This is a genomic window from Porphyromonas sp. COT-290 OH3588 (assembly GCF_000769075.1).
Classification (GTDB): domain Bacteria; phylum Bacteroidota; class Bacteroidia; order Bacteroidales; family Porphyromonadaceae; genus Porphyromonas.
In genome coordinates this window covers 110,685-127,468 of record NZ_JRFC01000014.1, presented here as the reverse complement: position 1 = coordinate 127,468, position 16,784 = coordinate 110,685, and the positions used below count along the sequence as shown (strand labels likewise).

Genomic DNA, 16,784 nt, shown 5'->3' with positions numbered 1-16,784 from the left:
GGACTACTGGATTAGAAAAACAGGATAGTCATCTAGATAGCTTCTCAAGTGGCGAGCAAGTAGTTGTGCCTGAATGTATGGGAGTAACCCTAGAGGCATACGTTCCTTCAAGAAAGGATGAGTGATTTCGTCTTTTTTGCGTTTCTGCCAGAGAGATAGTAGGGCCTTTCGAGTTTCGTCTTTGAGGATAATACCATTTTCGCCTTGAGCAAGGAAATCCTTGGAGGTTACTTGCTTTTTGTTAATCACAGATAGTACGAATCGATCTACTAGGTATGCTCTAAGTTCCTCCATAAGGTCAAGTACTAGGCTAGGTCGTCCGGGGCGATCTACATGCAAGAAACCCACGAAAGGATCTAGCCCTACGCTTTCCAAGGCGGCGCGCACATCGTGAGCTAGGATTGTGTAGAAAAAGGATAGAAGAGCATTGACGATGTCTTTGGGTGGGCGTCGATGGCGTCCAGAAAAAGGGAAATCGGCATTGAGGATTAGGTGCCCGAACACCGAGAAATATAGTTTGGCCGCATTTCCTTCGATACCCATTACAGCCATGCGGTCCGATACGTTTGCGAGTTTCTTCTGCTCTTCCTTGAGCTGCTGAATGACCTCCTTGATTTGAGCCTCAACCATAGTCTCTGGCTGATGATCTCGGCAAAATCTGGAGAGTACCGCCCGTTGATTCATAATCTTGCCTGCGATAAAAATTGAAGCAATGTGCGTGGAAGCAATCTCATCGTCGGCGACTCTGTATTGGGTACGTCGAAGCAATACGTTCCCTCTAATGGCTCCCTCAAGACTGCCGATATATCTACCCGTAGGGGATAAGAAGGTAAGTTTAATTCCATTGTGGACGCATAGATACATTGCTCCCGGAGATGCTCCGACACGTGAAAAGGAAAGTACGCTTTCTAGGTTGTGAATGGGAATACGCATCGCTTCCACATCGTTTATACGTATTACCAGATTTTCTCCATCCTTGCAGAGATAGGCGTTGGGCGATAGTATGTAGAGCGTGTTGAGTAGTCGTTTCATAGCATGAAGAGTTTATGTGCTTCTAGATAGCTGGATGCTGATCCGAAGAGGTTGGCTTTGGGTATACATTGATTAAGTAATGAGCAGGAGCGGCATCGTGATGAGTGTATCGCGGGGATTGGCGTCTTACTCTCGAATGCTTGATGCATCTTTTGAGCCGTTTCAATTAGTTCGGCTCTAAGCTCTGGACTGAAAGGAACCTCTTCCCTTCGTTTGGTTTCTCCGTAGAAGATATAGCCCTTAGGGATGTTGATGCCGTAGGATTCTTCAAGGCAGAGGGCTTGTCCACATAGTTGCAGTTTGTCTGCATTGTGTCGCTTCGGGCGACCTCGCTTGTACTCAACCGGTATAGCCTCCCATCGTCCCGGATATTTGGGATGGACGAATGCAGGTCCGGTGTCTGCAGATGAGGGGTGTAGCTCTATCGCATCGGAGAATCCACATAGTCCTAGCTTGTATGACGCTAGAGGTACAGAGCGGAGCGTAACGACATTGCCACGTCGTTCGCTCTGCTCTGGTTGATGGACACGCTCGTGGAGCAAGCTACCCTCTATGGTGAGGTGATTGTCCTCCCAAATCTGCTCGACAGTCATGAGGTACCATTGTCTTGGACAGAAGCAGTAGTGCTGAATGTCCGAGAGCCAAAGCATCTCTTCCTCTTTATATAACTTGCTCATCGGGCATAGGATTTATAGTAGTTCTATGATCTCAATACCTTTGGGGAGCTGAGTTTTGTCGATTGTGATGCTGTAGTCGTCGAAGCTGCGAGGCGCAGACTCTGGGTTGCGTTTCTCGACCTTCACGAGATCGAAGAGCTTGTGTGCAGGTGCATTCCCGAGTTTGCTGTCGTGTTTGAAGATGATTAGCTTGCGTGCCGACATTAGGCCACGAGCAGCAGAGCGGTCGATGTCGAACATGTTTTGCAGTGCCTGCCAGAGGAGCTCTAGGTCTCTCTCGGAGAATTTGGTATCTTGAGCTAGTGCAGCAGAAACAAAACCCTGTGTGCGATAGAGTCCGTAAGGGATTGTTGCCTTGCGCCCCATCGTGCGGTTGTCGCCTTTCTGCGCTTGAGATTCCTTATCTGTCGCTACTGCCATACGAGTAATGGTGTGCTCGGAGGAGAAGATTGCATCTATTGAGCGAGAGAACGTTAGCTGTACTGCGCCTTTTACTTGACCCGCATTCTTGCCCTTCTCCCCTGTAGACATCACAGCCCCGAAGGTGCGTACATCATAGTAGTACTGGCACATACGATCTCTTGCAGCCTCGACGCTTGTGCCTCCAGCAGCATCGTATTCGTCGGCGATGGTCTGGTTGAGGATAGCTTTCTCACGAATGAAAATCTTGTAGTATGGGCGAATAGCTTCGTCAAACTCTTCTCTTGCTAGCTCCACATAGTTGCGGACTTTGCGCTTGAGGCATACATCCGTTACAAGCCCTTGGCTCGTCTCATAGTCTACACGAGGCAGGTTGCCCGCATCTGGGTCGCCGTTTGGGTTGCCATCTTGTACGTCGAAGAAGAATAGAAAGTCGTAGCGGTTGCTAATGATTGGTGATTCCATAATAATACTTGTTTATTTTGATGATTGTTAATTGTTTGCGATGTGTTTAGGGCAATTATATCAGAGTTCTTGTCCGACTAGCTGTATTCTATGCTATTGCCCTGTCTACGTGCTTATTCACTGTCTGTCTGTTCGCTGTCCTCCGATTTGAGTGGAGCTATTCTTTGATGGTAGTAGCCTGCAGAGAAGATGCTCTGCTGGTCAAGGTTGAAGTACTTGCTAAACTCGGGTTTATTGCCGGGTAGTAGTTCAAAGATTTGCTCTAGTTCTCGTCTAAATAGGACGGCGAGTCCGGGCTTCTCTTTCTTGATTTTGGATAGGTGGTGATTGGAGAGCTGGATCAGTCGCCCGAAGATAATCCCCGGCGTACAACAAGCAGAGCGATAGTAATTATCGGTGATGCTTGTGTTGGCGCCGTTGATAGCAGCTCGCTGAATGTTCTCTAGTACGGCGAAGAGTCTACCGGCTAGATACGCCTGATCGGCATTGGATCTGTCTAGTGCCATAGGAATACGTTCTTGTTTATAGGTTCTATTAATATATGCTTTGAGGATGGCGGCCCTCGTTTCGGATACAGGGCTGGTGGAGGTGTGGTCGTGCAGGATGCGTTCCATACAGGCCTGCTGCAGTGCTTTGGGGTAGGGAAGCCCTTTGACGATACTCTCGACGATGCCTTGTATCATCAAGGCAGACCACTTGTCCGATTTGGCCGAAGACGAGACTGCGGACATGATGTGGAATAGAGAGCGTAGTGGAGGATTGTCGGGATCTGCAATGCCTCCGAAGCGAACGATATTCATATCGTCTAGGTGCTGTAGCGTGTTGCTGACGATCTCGCTGACTGTTCCCTCCATCCATAGCTTCACGCTGATGCGCTTAGCATTGGGAGCAAGCCCCAGTATGTAGAACCGCTCTCGATCCGTACGATCTATGTGTCGCCCCTTGTCGCCTCGGATGCTTTTGAGGGCGGCGAGTACTTTGCGGCTCTCTTCTTCGGGATTGGGCCCCTGTGTCGATTTCTTGCCACTCTTGCTTCGGCGTTTTTTTGCGGGGGCAGTGTCCTCACTCTCCGCCTCGGCCTCGTCTAGGTCAGCCTTGTCTATGATGAGGCTTGTGAAGGTCGCTTTCTTGTAGTTGTCGAGGAGCTCGTCGCTCTGGAGTGTGCTCCAGAATACGAAGGTTGTCTCTCCTATACGATAGTTCGTGTCCTTGCCGAAGGCCAGTAGACTATTGAGCGCTGTGGTGATTGCATCCGATGCTCCAATGGAAATGGGTGCGTTGTAGCCCTGTTCCTTGCCGTATGAGTCGTAGCCCGATCCTTTCTGGAAGCTGATGAGGTTCGCTCCCGGCTGTGCTCCGAATAGCGAGATGCCACCATGCAGACGGGCGATGGGTTGCCTAAGACCCGTGACGAGGCAACGACCTAGGTCTTGTTTGTCGTCATTCGAGCCACTGTCTTTGACATACGACGTAATATCTGGGTGTGAGGCTATGAGACGATGCGGATTGGGCTCAGTACTAAGGCGAAAGCTGATATTGGCGCCGACTTTCTTACGAATAGCATCTAGGTGCTCCTCTTTGAGGGTGAGGTGCTGCTCTCGCTCGTAGAAGCGCTGTATGGCTCGGAGCTCTTGGTTGTTGGGGTATGCGTCTATGAGTGCCTGTAGCTCTAGCTTGAACGCCTCGTGCTGCTTGGGTGCTAGGGCTGCCTTGTTGGGCTCCTCTGCCGTGGGCATACCGAGTACGTAGCCCGAGTGATCCCAAAGGATCTGAGCGACCTCACAGCTCTTCGAACCACTTCTCCCCTTCGTAGCTGCTACTAGATACTTACGCCCGAGTTTATTCTCGTCTTTGTCTCTCGTGTCGATGAAATCGACGAGGTCTCCCTCTTGGCTAATTACGAGGATGAACGGGATGTTTTTGTACTCCATGCCGAAGGGAGCAATAGCCCCTCTAGCCTGCATGGCCTCGTAGTACTGATGTAGTGCTTGTAGTATCATCTGAGTATAGCCTCGCTGTTTTTATCTGGTACAATAATCACTCCGTGCTCCATATGAGCATGGAAGAATAGAGGTGGTGGGCAAGAAGGATTGGCCTCGAAGTCCATATCGTAGAGCATAATACCTAGATCTCGATTCTCGGCTATGCCCATGCCTTCGGGGGCATTGGGGATAAACTCAAATGAGCAGGAGAACTCACGACACCCGAGATAGGGTTGTGTAAAGCATTGGCCAGTGCTGGCTCGACGCTCAAAAATCTCCTGATACTTGCGAGGCGTCTCCGCTTCTGGATGCTCATGCTCGCGTTGCTCTGCAGGACGCTGGTCTAGAGGAATGAACTCCATCTCTGCGAAGATGCGGTAGGCTACATCTTGTAGGATATAGGCTGTGCGTTGCTGTCTGGCCTCTTCGATGAAGACATGCTTAGACTTGAAGCTCATCGTTTTGCCTACCTCATTGCGCCGAATCGAGCATCGCTTGATCGGGTTGAGGATCTCGATGCGCTTGATGTGCCACTGTATAGCAGGCTTCCAGAAGATGGCTTGGAAGATGTTGCGTGCAGCCGAAGGTGTAATTACATCGTAGCTTACCCGCTCTACTTTGAGCTCGGGTCGTGTGAAGCAGGCGTAGTCGCCACGGATCTCCAAACAATAGGTCTTTCTGTCCATTGCGATGGTATTTTATATTTTGAGTTTTGTTTCTAGTCTTTATGCCATAAGATTTTTGTCCAAGAATGGGTTAGTCGTCGTCACACCTAGAGCCTCGTCATATGCATCGGTGGCTAGCAGAAAGATGGACTGCTGGGTGTGTGCATCGAGGGTTAGTCGCTCTATGCACCCCATCTTATGTAGCTCTTCTAGATGATTACGAGTAATGCTGACCTTGTATCTCTGTAGTTTGCGTATAAGTTTGCGGTCGATGGCATACTTGTGTGCTCGGATTTGTGCGATTATAGAGCACCCCTCCTCGTACCCTACGAATATATCGATTTTATTCTGTTCGTCAATCATGACGAACGAATTACTAGCTTCCTCAAATCTAAATAGCCAATGCTCCATATCCTTATCATGCCAAAGCATATCCTCGATCTTGTATTTGTCAAATTGCACTACCGTATTGTAGTATGTATCGTAGTACCTCTCTATCGTCTGCGGAGCATCGATGGTTAGTTCTTTATCGGACTGATAGAGTAGTTGCCGAAAGGCTTGCTGGGCCATGCCGATACTGCCAATAGCCTTGGTGCCGTCCTTGAGCTCGAAACTGATGACCTTGCCTCTCTCTCTGAGCTTACCCTCTCGGTTGCATCTGCCACCAGCTTGGATCAGGGAGTCTAGGCCTGCGAAGGCGCGATAGACTACTGGTAGGTCAATGTCTACGCCAGCCTCGATGAGCTGAGTGCTGATGACTAGAGTTGGCTCTCCACGCTTGAGGCGCCCTTTGATTTGTGTGATGTGCTCTTGGATATGCGCCGAGCACATCATGCGAGATAGATGTATAAGCCCTTGAGTAGAGCCTCTTAGCTCGGCTATTGCTCGGTATAGTCGAGTAGCATCGGCTCTAGAGTTCACGATACATAGCCCAGAGGTAAGCCCCGATAGTTCTCGAGCGAGCGCCTCGGTGTCGTAGCAGATAGGTGTGGGCTGATAGGTTACTCGTGAGAATGGTGCAAAGTCCTCTGCCCGATGAGGTACGACGGGCTCTACGTCGCAACGAAGGGCATAGAAATTCATATCTGGAGTATAGGCATTCTCGATGACTTTGTCGAAAGTAGGTAGAGTTGCTGAGCAGAATAGGGTCTGTGTGCCTAGGCAGAAGTGTAGGCTCTCTAGCGTACGGAGCATGGGGTTGAGCAGATGGTCAGGGAACATCTGCACTTCGTCGAAGACGAGTACGGCATTGGCGATGTTGTGCACTTTGCGGCACTTGGAGGGCTTGTGCGCGAAGAGCGACTCGAAGAACTGGACATTGGTCGTGACGACGATCGGTGCATCCCAATTCTCCGACAGTAGCTTGGCTCTGTCGAGCCGTTCCTGCTCCTTGGGTTCCTCCCGCTCTATGTCTATGTCGGAGTGGTGCTCGAGTACATTTTCGACCCCAAATACCTCCCTGAAGATTTGGGCGGTCTGTGTGATGATTGAGGTGTAGGGTATAGCATAGATGATGCGACTAGCCTTGTGCCGAATGGCTGTCTCTAGTGCCCAAGCCATAGAGGATAGGGTTTTCCCCCCTCCAGTGGGCAGGAAGAGGCTATAAAACCCTTTGTCGCATTTGGCTCCGTGCTTGCGGCAAGTTTGGAGGAATGAGCGACGCTTCTCGTTGATAGCACTGTCACAGACGAAGGTGTCCGTGTGTGCCTTTAGTTTATGGCGTAGCTCTTCTAGAGATGCGTATTGCTCGTTGGCTTGAGCTCTCATTTGCCCTTGGGTTTGGTTCATGAAAGCCTCCGTGTCGAGAAAGTCGGCATCTACTAGAGCAGAGAAGATGCTACGGACGCAGAGCTGTCGATCCTCGGCTTCTATCTTCTTGAGTGCCCTTTCCACGGGGAGAGCATAGGCTCGGATAGACTGATCTATCTGATGCACTATGTCTCCTGCGTGGGCTATCGTGTCTTCCATTCTTAGGCGTGTGTCTTTCGATTCTAGAACCTCAGCAAGGTTGAGGTAGTCCCTTAGCCCTCTGTGGTGGCCATCGATGCAGTAGGCCAATAGTCTAGCCATGCGAGGGGCTTGCTCCCAGAGGCGTGTGTAGCAGAGCAGAGCCCCAGCCGAGCTATGTGGAGCTTTGGGTGCGTCTTTGTCCTCCAGAGCAACCGAGCGTATGTAGTGCTGGAAGGCAGGCTGCACCTTGCCAGCATCATGTTCCCAGCCGAGGAGCTCACCAAGAGGGGCAAGGCTAACGTCAATATCTTGGACGAACTGCCTACATAGCTTAGCCACACCACTAGCGTGCTCTTGTAGCGATTGTATCTGTTTGTCGCCAGATACGTGTGCGATGTTCAGATTCTTGTTCATCGTTTGTCTGTTTTTACGATGCAAATCTAGTGATAAAATTCCAATAACAAAGAAATAATAGTTCCTGATGCAAAAAATCAGATTCTCATTGGGGTTTCTAGATTTGTTGTACTTTCGTTTTACCTTTAATAGCTAAGGGTGAGTTGAAACCAATATCAAAGCAATGATTTGTGAGTTAGCTTTGGGAGGCTATGTCGGATAGATTCTGGCATAGCCTCCGTTTTTATAGGGAGATTGAAAAGGTGGTGAGATTTATATTTTAGCTCAGATTTCAGAATGTTGATGGGAATGACGCCTTCAAGAGGGGCTAAAAACGCCAGCCCTCGTATTTGGCCCTTGGGAGGCTCTAGGCGAGGTTTGCCTTCGTTTGCGTACGTAGCCCCAGCTGTGCAAAAATAACTGCCTAAAACGGAGGTTTTCAATCTTCTGATTTCCAGATTTTTAATTTTTATCCTTGGCTATGTTTTTGAAAATAAGCCACATTTAGAGTCATTTCTTCCCATCAATCCTTTCAGATTAGAGGACATATCTCGGCGAATTAGTCCTACAATACGCAAAGATTTTCCTACCAATTTTTTCGAAAGGATTAACCAAATCGCCAAAATGCTTTGCTTCTCTTCTCAAAAACGATGATAGGTTGTTTACGATATTTAACTTCAAAGAAGAAATTGGTTGGCTCCGCCCAATTGGCATCTGTCTATTGGTAGACTCGGGTAGTGTAGCTAATTGGCTATGGAGTGAGCCAGCTGCCGAGAGGCTGTTGCCTCGGTTCGCTGTGTTTTAGATGGATTTTGTCTAAATTTGTGCGAAGCAGATATATACGTTTAATCTAGTGTCTGAGCCTCCAATCAACATTATTGATAATTAGAGACCTCAGATGCTCGTAATGCAGCGAAGATTTTTCGATGATAGCAGAAGCATTGTTTAGCTCCGCAGATTTGGAGCAACTCAGCCAGCATGGCATTAGCCTAGAAGAGGCTACTAGACAAGTGGAGGATATTCGTTCGGGGTTCCCTTATCTTCACATTTTAGCATCCGCTTCACTTGAGCGAGGCATTATGCGTGTAGAGCGAGAAGAAGAAGCTCGCTATATGCAGGCATGGGAGGACTATCTTGGTGATGAAAAAGCGAATGTGTGTAAGATGGTGCCAGCCTCCGGGGCTGCCTCCCGTATGTTTAAGTCGCTCTACGCTTTCTTAGACTCCGACAGTGCCGAACCGAGTACTCCAGAGGTTCAGCGTTTTTTTGACCACTTACCTAGCTTTGCCTTCTACGATCGGCTAGGGGAGGTCTGTCTGCGTAACTCGTGGAAGAGTATCCCTAAGCTACTCGCTCAGGGGGAACACAAGACTATCGTCAAGAACCTGCTTCTGGAGAACGGGCTCAACTATGGTGCGATGCCCAAGGGTTTGCTTCAGTTCCACACCTATCCCAAGGGGAGCAGTACGGCGGCAGAGGAGCATCTAGTCGAGGGAGCGCTCTATGCTCGCGATGCCATGGGGCGTGTACGCATACACTTCACGGTATCTCCAGAGCATCATACAGCTTTTGAGAGTCATCTGGAGCGAGCTCGCCTCTACTACGAGGATAAGTATGGCGTGACGTATCAGCTCTCTTATAGCGAGCAGATGCCAGCCACGGACACGCTGGCGCTCGATGCCGAGGGCAATCTCTTCCGCCGAGAGGACGGAGGACTACTCTTCCGTCCCGGAGGGCATGGTGCGCTGATTAACAATCTAGCGGCTCTAGATGCCGATATAGTTTTCATCAAGAATATAGACAACGTAGTGCCCGATCATCTCAAGGGGGCTACGGTCATGTACAAGAAGTTTCTTGGTGGTATCCTGATTTATCTGCGCCGACGCATCTTCGACTACCTTCGCCAGCTTGAGCGAGGTAAGGCCTCACATAGTGCCCTCATGGAGATTGCCTCTTTCCTTAATAATACGCTCTGTACATCTGTCCCCGAGGAATATATGCACGATGATAAGGTGCTCCAAGACTGGCTCTATGGCAAGCTCAACCGCCCCATACGTGTGTGTGGCATGGTACGCAACCAAGGCGAGCCGGGTGGTGGCCCTTTCATCATCAGAGAGGCCGACGGCTCGAGCTCGCTCCAGATCCTAGAGAGCACGCAGATCAATATGGCAGATGAGCATCAGCGCACGATGCTACAATCGGGGGGGTACTTCAATCCCGTAGATTTGGTTTGCTCTCTGCGTAATCATCATGGCGATCGATACGACCTGCAGCGCTACATCAACCCTAAGACAGCATTCATCGCAAGTAAGAGCCAAGGAGGCCGAGAGCTCAAGGCTCTAGAGCGCCCCGGATTGTGGAACGGAGCGATGCATGACTGGAATACAATCTTTGTCGAGGTGCCGATCGAAACCTTCAACCCAGTTAAGGAGGTCAATGACCTGCTTCGCCCCGAGCATCAAAGCAAGTAAGTACAATACACAAACAATAATAAACGAACTTACAATGAACACCATTCAGAATAGACTTGCCGCCCTAAGGGAGGCCATGAAAGCAGAAGGTATATCAGCCTACATCATTCCTTCGTCGGATGCACACTTGAGTGAATATACACCTCTTAGATGGACGGGGCGTAGCTGGATCAGTGGCTTTAGTGGCTCCGCTGGTACCATGCTTGTGACCCTAGAGGGCGCTTACCTATGGACGGACTCACGCTACTTCCTACAGGCTGGCCAAGAGCTAGAGGGCTCATCTATCGAGCTCATGAAAATGGGCGTGCCCGGTACGCCCTCTATCGAGGGCTTCCTCGCCAAGAGTCTATCGGCAGGGAGTGTAGTGGCGGCTGACGGTGCTTGTCTGAGCGAGGCAGAGGCCTCGGATAGCCGTGCCAAGCTAGAGGTTTATGGCATTGAGTATCGTCTGGATATTGATCTGCTCGAGCGTATCTGGCACGACCGCCCAGCTATTCCCAATAAGGAGCTGTTCCTACAGCCTGCTGCGTACAGTGGGCAGACAGCTGCCGACCGCATCGCTCTCGTTAATGAACGCCTCAAGGCCAATGGCGCCAATGCTACGATCGTAACTATGCTCTGCGAGTTGGCTTGGGTCTTCAATATCCGTGGCTACGACGTAGAGTACAATCCTGTTGGTGTAGGTTTCGGCTACATTAGTGATCGTGAGGCCGTGCTATTTACACTTCCAGAGAAGATTAATGCAGAGGTGCGTGCCGAACTAGAGAAGAACGGAGTGCGCATAGAGGACTACGGTCAGATTTATCCCTTCATCGCCGCGCTCGATGACCAGACTCGCCTATATGTAGATACCAAGCGTACCACGCACAGCCTCTACACAAATATCCCTAAGCACTGCCGCATCGTAGAGGGTGTATCTATCCTCACGACACTCAAGGCCGTCAAGACGCCTACGGAGCTAGCTGGCCTTAGGACTGCGATGGTGCGTGATGGGGTTTCGCTTACACGTTTCTACATTTGGCTAGAGGATTTGCTCAAGAGCGGTGGCAGCATCAGTGAGTACGACCTCGGAGTCAAGCTCAATGAATTTAGAGCTCGAGGCGAGAAGTTCTATGGCGATAGCTTTGGGACGATCGCTGGTTATCTAGGTCATGGTGCCATTGTGCACTACAAGGCAGAGCCCAAGACTTCATATACAATCAAGGGTGAGGGGGTCCTCCTGCTTGATAGTGGTGGTCAATACTTCGATGGTACGACAGATATTACCCGTACTCTAGCGCTCAGTAAGCCAAGCGACCAGATCCGTACGGACTATACGCTCGTGCTCAAGGGGCATATTGGCGTGGCTCTCGCCCGCTTCCCCGAGGGAACACGAGGTAGTCAGATCGATATCCTCGCTCGTAAGGCGCTGTGGGATCGTGGGCTTAACTATGGGCATGGTACAGGCCACGGCGTAGGCTACTTCCTCAACGTACACGAGGGACCGCAGAATATCCGCACCGAGGTTAATCCCACACCGCTAGAGATAGGTATGATCACAAGCAACGAGCCGGGGCTATATCGCTCGGGTGAGTATGGCATTCGTATCGAGAATCTTGTGGTGACTGAGCTCAAGGAAGAAACGGAGTTTGGGCGCTTCTTTGGGTTCGAGACCGTAACGCTCTGCTATATGGACAATCAGCTAGTGGATAAGTCCTTGCTGACAGATGTAGAGCTGGCGTGGTACAACGACTACCAAGAGCACGTCTATCAGACCCTGTGCCCACACCTCACTGCAGACGAGGCTGCTTGGCTCAGAGAGAAGACTGCCAAAATCTAACTGAGGCCAAAAAAGGTTATATATAGAGAGAGGTTAAGTGTCAATGGATAGAAAGGACTATATCAGCCTCGCCAAGATGATTGGGAGACACATACTGTGGAGCATTCCCATTATGTTTGTCACTATTTTGGCGATTAACTCGCTGTTCTTTGACTACCAGCCTTTCGAGGATACAGAGGGGTGGCTCAGAGATAGTCTATTTATGGCCACTCGCTTCACGATTTACCTGCTACCTTGGGATATATATAGTAGCATGCGTAGGATTAAGAGGGGCAAAGAAACGAGAAAACAATTGGAACAATACGATGGCTTATATACAGAGCGTTAAAGGTATTAGCCCCGTGATAGGGGAGAAGTGCTTCCTTGCTGTCAATGCGACGGTAGTGGGAGATGTCGTGATGGGCGACGGATGCAGTGTTTGGTTCAATACGGTACTGCGAGGGGATGTAAACTCAATCCGCATTGGCAACAACGTCAATATACAGGACGGCTCTGTGCTACATACGCTGTATCAGAAGTCTACCATAGAGATTGGTGACAATGTGTCGGTAGGGCACAACGTGACCCTACACGGCTGTAAGATTCGAGATCTAGCGCTTATAGGTATGGGGTCGATCGTGATGGACGATGCCGTAGTTGGCGAGGGTGCTATCGTGGCTGCTGGGAGTGTGGTACTGGCTAAGACCGAGATCGGTCCATACGAGCTATGGGCGGGTGTACCAGCCAAGTTTGTTAAGAAGGTTGAGCCAGAGCAGAGTCGCAATCTCAATGAGCGTATCGCTAATAACTATCAGATGTATGCCTCATGGTTTGGGCCGCAAGGGGAAGATATTAGCACGGAGTTTGAGAAAAAGGATTGATATAGTTTGAGGCTATATAAACTAAAATTCTTAAATTTGTGGCGGTTTGGGTGGCGGTTCACTTTCATATAAGTTCTGCAACCTAACCTTAAAAGGTTAAGAGATTAATAATTTTCATCAAATAAAAATCTAACAAAGACAATGATTAAAGTTGGTATCAATGGCTTTGGTCGTATCGGACGCTTCGTGTTCCGTGCGGCTATGAAGCGCAACGACATCGAAATCGTAGGTATTAACGACCTTCAGGATGCAGAATACTTGGCTTATATGCTCAAGTACGACACTATGCACGGTCGCTTCGATGGTACTGTAGAGGTTAAGGACGGTCACCTAGTAGTAAACGGTAAGACAATCCGTGTAACTGCAGAGAAGAATCCAGCTGACCTTAAGTGGGGTGAGATCGGTGCAGAGTACGTGGTAGAGTCTACAGGTCTTTTCCTAGAGAAGGCTAAGGCTCAGGGCCATATCGACGCTGGTGCTAAGTATGTAGTAATGTCTGCTCCTAGCAAGGACGACACGCCTATGTTCGTTTGCGGTGTAAATACCGACAAGTATGTTAAGGGTACTCAGTTCGTATCTAACGCATCTTGTACAACCAACTGTCTTGCTCCTATTGCTAAGGTGCTCAACGATAAGTGGGGTATCAAGGACGGTCTGATGACGACTGTACACGCTACGACTGCAACTCAGAAGACTGTAGACGGTCCTAGCGCTAAGGACTGGCGTGGTGGCCGTGCTGCTGCTGGCAACATCATTCCTTCTTCTACTGGTGCTGCTAAGGCTGTAGGTAAGGTAATTCCTGAGCTTAATGGTAAGCTAACTGGTATGGCTTTCCGTGTGCCAACTCTAGACGTATCTGTAGTTGATCTAACTGTGAACCTAGCTAAGCCCGCTACATACGCAGAGATCTGTGCTGCTATGAAGGAAGCTAGCGAAGGCGAACTCAAGGGCATCCTTGGCTACACAGAAGATGCAGTAGTATCTAGCGACTTCATCGGTGACGCTCGCACTTCTGTATTTGATGCAGAGGCTGGTATCGCTCTAACTGATACTTTCGTGAAGGTTGTATCTTGGTACGACAACGAAATCGGCTACTCAAACAAGGTTCTTGACCTAGTAGCCCACATGGCTAAGGTAAACGCTTAGTCTTAGGCTGATACATAACGAAGAAGAGTTCTCGGGCGGTTTGCCGCTCGAGAACTCTTCTTTTTAATAGTTTGGTCTGTACACTTCTCAACGCATCAGAGAGATTGTGCCTCTTGGATATCACTAGGCCTCCAGTGAGGAGAGATGCGCACCGCGACATCTTATGTCGATATCCCTAATAGATGCATTGCAAGGTGGATAAAAATTGCTAATATTGTGGGTTAAAATCACAGACTATAAAGCAAATCTCATCAACATAAGTAAATATGGACGCTTGCAACTATGATATCGTAGTCCTTGGGGCTGGAGAGAGTGGTGTAGGAGCAGCACTTCTGTGTAAGAGTCGAGGGATCTCTGTTTTTGTTTCGGACTACGGACAGATCTCCGATAAGTATAGGAAGGAGCTTGAGGAGCATAGTATCCCCTATGAAGAAAGACAGCATACTCGGGAGGTGATCTTGCAGGCTCGAGAGGTCATCAAGTCGCCGGGTATCCCACACACAGCGCCTATTATCAAGGCGATATGCGAGGCAAATATCCCCGTTGTTTCGGAGATTGAGTTCGCAGGGCGGTACACCAAGGGACGGACAATCGGGATCACAGGGAGTAATGGCAAGACCACGACTACTATGTGGCTGTATCATATCCTAGAAACCGCTGGCTATAGTGTTGGCTTGGCTGGCAATGTTGGTTTTAGCCTAGCACGCCAAGTGTGTACAGACGAGCAACCCGACTACTTCGTTATTGAACTTAGTAGCTTCCAACTCGATGATATGTACGACTTCCATGTCCATGTTGCCTTGCTGATGAACATCACCCCGGATCATTTAGACCGCTATAATAATAGTATGGAGCAGTATGCTCTAGCCAAGATGCGCATTCTCCAGAATCAGACATCGCAAGACGCTTTCATCTATTGGGGCGAGGACGAGTTCATCACTCAGTATGTGTTGGCCAATCAGCCTATGCCCATGCAGCTATTGCCTTTTGTTACTTACGAGCAGGCAGGGGCAGCAGCAGATAAGTCCGACGATCATCTGATGCGTGTTCACTTCTCTGGCCGGAGCTTTGAGTACCCGATCTCTTCTCTTGCTCTTCAAGGTCCGCATAACCTGCAGAATGCTATGGCAGCTTCTTGTGCTGCACTCTTCTTAGGCGTCCCAGAGGAAGCCTTGCGAACAGCTCTACATGACTTTGTCAATGTGCCACATCGACTAGAGAAGGTGGCGGTGGTAGAGGGCGTGCGCTACATCAACGACTCCAAGGCTACGAATATCAACTCGACTTACTACGCCTTGCGTACGATGACTACACCCTATGTGCTGATCCTCGGGGGGACGGACAAGGGTAATAACTACGAGGAAATAGCAGACCTCGTGCTCTCTGGTGCTCGTGCTCTAGTTTTCTTAACGACAGATTCGGCTAAGTTGCATCAGACCTTCGACGGGCGGATTGATCTCATTGCTGATGCTCACAGTATGGAGGAGGCGATTAAAATAAGTCATTCGTTCGCTCAAGAAGGGGATACGGTACTGCTTTCGCCAGCTTGTGCTAGCTTTGATCTATTCAACAATTACGAACATCGAGGTGACTGCTTCCGAGAGCAGGTTCTAACTCTAAAAAGGGAATTGGAATGCAAGTAGATCAGACCTATACGGCTTCACAGCCCAATCGTGCTGACTGGTTCAAGAGGATCTTTGAGGGGAGCTGGCAACTGTGGGTTGTCTACGTTATCTTCTTAATTATCTCAGCACTCTCTGTTTCTAGTGCTCTAAGCTCGGAGATATATAAGTCCTCCACTTCGGGTTTCGGTTTCGCTCCTATCTTTAAGCATCTCATCTTTCTTTTAGCTGCGTTTGGGCTTACGGTATTGACTTCTCAGCTCCCACCAGCATGGTTCCGCAACAAAGCCTTGCTATACAGTGCTATCGTTATTGCTATGATTCTTGCCTTGCCTTTCTTTGGTAAAGAAATCAATGGGGCTGTGCGTTGGATTGATGTTCTTGGCTTCAGCCTACAACCTTCCGAGTTTTTTAAGCTGTGCCTCATCTTATGGGGGGCTATTACCTATACTTTGTCTAACGAGAGTCCCGAGCGAGCGAATCTCTACTTCGGAGTTTACTGGGTGGTGTCTGGGCTTTTTATAGGCCTTTTTATGCTGGAGAACCTCTCTACGGGTGTTCTTTTCGGGGTATTCGTAGCGATATACTCCATTATTCTCAAAGCTCCTTGGCGACTGCTTTTCAAGTTTGGTGTGCCAATCTTAGTATTGGGTGCAGCTTTTGTGGCTACCCTCATTTGGGTATCTCCTCAGCAACTAGGCAAGATACACGAGAGAGCCATAACATGGCAGAATCGTTTGCACAAGATTGCGAAAGATGATGATGCCTCCAAGTTTATTCTCAACGATGCAGATCGACAGAGCCAAATGGGGCAAATAGCTTTAGCCAATAGCCGTCTGCTCCCACATGGCCCCGGCAGTAGTAAGGTTAGAGATAGCCTTCCGATGGCTTACTCCGATTTTATCTATGCGATTATTGTCGAGGAATATGGGATATTCGGCCTTATTCTCGTCCCTTTGCTCTACATCTTTTGGTTCTATTGGGCCGGCCACTTGGCTATGAGGGAGAAGAACAGGCATCGGCGTGCCCTTCTGCTGGGTATCGGGCTGATGTTCCCTTTACAGGCCTTAGTCAATATCGCTGTGGTGGCAGGGATATTTATGACGGGGCAGACCTTGCCACTCATTAGCTACGGAGGTTCTTCTCTTATGGTGTGTAGCATCGCTATGGGCATGATGCTCAGCATCTCTCGTGTCCAAAATGAGGTGGCTTCCCTCGAGAGTGAGGTGGCTTTGCTGGAGGGTGGAGCACGTGATTTGGGATTAGACTCTAAATAGAAATA

13 protein-coding genes are annotated in these 16,784 nt (G+C 49.3%); 7 read left to right on the top strand and 6 right to left on the bottom strand.

What is annotated here, in order from left to right; all coding sequences use genetic code 11:
• Nucleotides 1–3 precede the first annotated feature (3 nt).
• From cas1c to HQ48_RS02300, 6 genes are all read right to left on the bottom strand, one after another.
• Entirely contained in the window at nucleotides 4–1,032 is a 1,029-nt protein-coding gene (gene cas1c, locus HQ48_RS02325) for a type I-C CRISPR-associated endonuclease Cas1c (RefSeq protein ID WP_044231511.1), read from the bottom strand.
• A complete protein-coding gene (gene cas4, locus HQ48_RS02320) occupies nucleotides 1,029–1,709 on the bottom strand; it encodes a CRISPR-associated protein Cas4 (protein ID WP_044231510.1) in 681 nt (226 codons plus the stop codon). Before cas4 ends, cas1c begins: the two co-directional genes overlap by 4 nt.
• 12 nt (nucleotides 1,710–1,721) lie before the next feature.
• Nucleotides 1,722–2,594: a type I-C CRISPR-associated protein Cas7/Csd2 gene (cas7c, locus tag HQ48_RS02315; protein ID WP_044231509.1), complete on the bottom strand. Its 873-nt coding sequence runs from the start codon at nucleotides 2,592–2,594 to the stop codon at nucleotides 1,722–1,724.
• 113 nt (nucleotides 2,595–2,707) lie between these two features.
• On the bottom strand, nucleotides 2,708–4,594 hold the full coding sequence (gene cas8c, locus HQ48_RS02310) for a type I-C CRISPR-associated protein Cas8c/Csd1 (protein WP_044231508.1): 1,887 nt from the start codon (nucleotides 4,592–4,594) through the stop codon (nucleotides 2,708–2,710).
• Nucleotides 4,591–5,262, bottom strand: a complete 672-nt coding sequence (gene cas5c, locus HQ48_RS02305) for a type I-C CRISPR-associated protein Cas5c (RefSeq protein WP_044231507.1) — start codon at nucleotides 5,260–5,262, stop codon at nucleotides 4,591–4,593. Before cas5c ends, cas8c begins: the two co-directional genes overlap by 4 nt.
• A 39-nt stretch (nucleotides 5,263–5,301) precedes the next feature.
• On the bottom strand, nucleotides 5,302–7,605 hold the full coding sequence (locus HQ48_RS02300) for a CRISPR-associated helicase/endonuclease Cas3 (RefSeq protein ID WP_052408934.1): 2,304 nt from the start codon (nucleotides 7,603–7,605) through the stop codon (nucleotides 5,302–5,304).
• Nucleotides 7,606–8,510: 905 nt separating this feature from the next.
• On the opposite strand from HQ48_RS02300, the gene HQ48_RS02295 reads away from it, so the two are divergent.
• The 7 genes from HQ48_RS02295 to HQ48_RS02265 all read left to right on the top strand — a co-directional run bounded on the left by HQ48_RS02295 (nucleotide 8,511) and on the right by HQ48_RS02265 (nucleotide 16,779).
• Nucleotides 8,511–10,055, top strand: coding sequence for a DUF4301 family protein (locus HQ48_RS02295; protein ID WP_044231506.1), 1,545 nt, complete (start codon nucleotides 8,511–8,513; stop codon nucleotides 10,053–10,055).
• 34 nt (nucleotides 10,056–10,089) lie between these two features.
• Nucleotides 10,090–11,874: an aminopeptidase P family protein gene (locus HQ48_RS02290; protein WP_044231505.1), complete on the top strand. Its 1,785-nt coding sequence runs from the start codon at nucleotides 10,090–10,092 to the stop codon at nucleotides 11,872–11,874.
• A gap of 43 nt (nucleotides 11,875–11,917) precedes the next feature.
• The gene (locus HQ48_RS02285) at nucleotides 11,918–12,202 is read left to right on the top strand and encodes a hypothetical protein (protein WP_044231504.1); all 285 of its coding nucleotides are present in this window, start codon (nucleotides 11,918–11,920) and stop codon (nucleotides 12,200–12,202) included.
• Nucleotides 12,180–12,734: a gamma carbonic anhydrase family protein gene (locus HQ48_RS02280; protein WP_044231503.1), complete on the top strand. Its 555-nt coding sequence runs from the start codon at nucleotides 12,180–12,182 to the stop codon at nucleotides 12,732–12,734. The genes HQ48_RS02285 and HQ48_RS02280 overlap by 23 nt, the downstream gene beginning before the upstream one ends.
• Nucleotides 12,735–12,875: 141 nt before the next feature.
• Nucleotides 12,876–13,880 (top strand): type I glyceraldehyde-3-phosphate dehydrogenase, encoded by a 1,005-nt coding sequence (gene gap, locus HQ48_RS02275; RefSeq protein ID WP_044231502.1) that lies wholly within the window; start codon nucleotides 12,876–12,878, stop codon nucleotides 13,878–13,880.
• Between the two features lie 266 nt (nucleotides 13,881–14,146).
• Complete coding sequence (murD, locus tag HQ48_RS02270) at nucleotides 14,147–15,523, top strand: UDP-N-acetylmuramoyl-L-alanine--D-glutamate ligase (RefSeq protein ID WP_044231501.1); 1,377 nt, start codon at nucleotides 14,147–14,149, stop codon at nucleotides 15,521–15,523.
• On the top strand, nucleotides 15,514–16,779 hold the full coding sequence (locus HQ48_RS02265; RefSeq protein WP_044231500.1) for an FtsW/RodA/SpoVE family cell cycle protein: 1,266 nt from the start codon (nucleotides 15,514–15,516) through the stop codon (nucleotides 16,777–16,779). The genes murD and HQ48_RS02265 overlap by 10 nt, the downstream gene beginning before the upstream one ends.
• The last annotated feature ends 5 nt before the right edge of the window (nucleotides 16,780–16,784 follow it).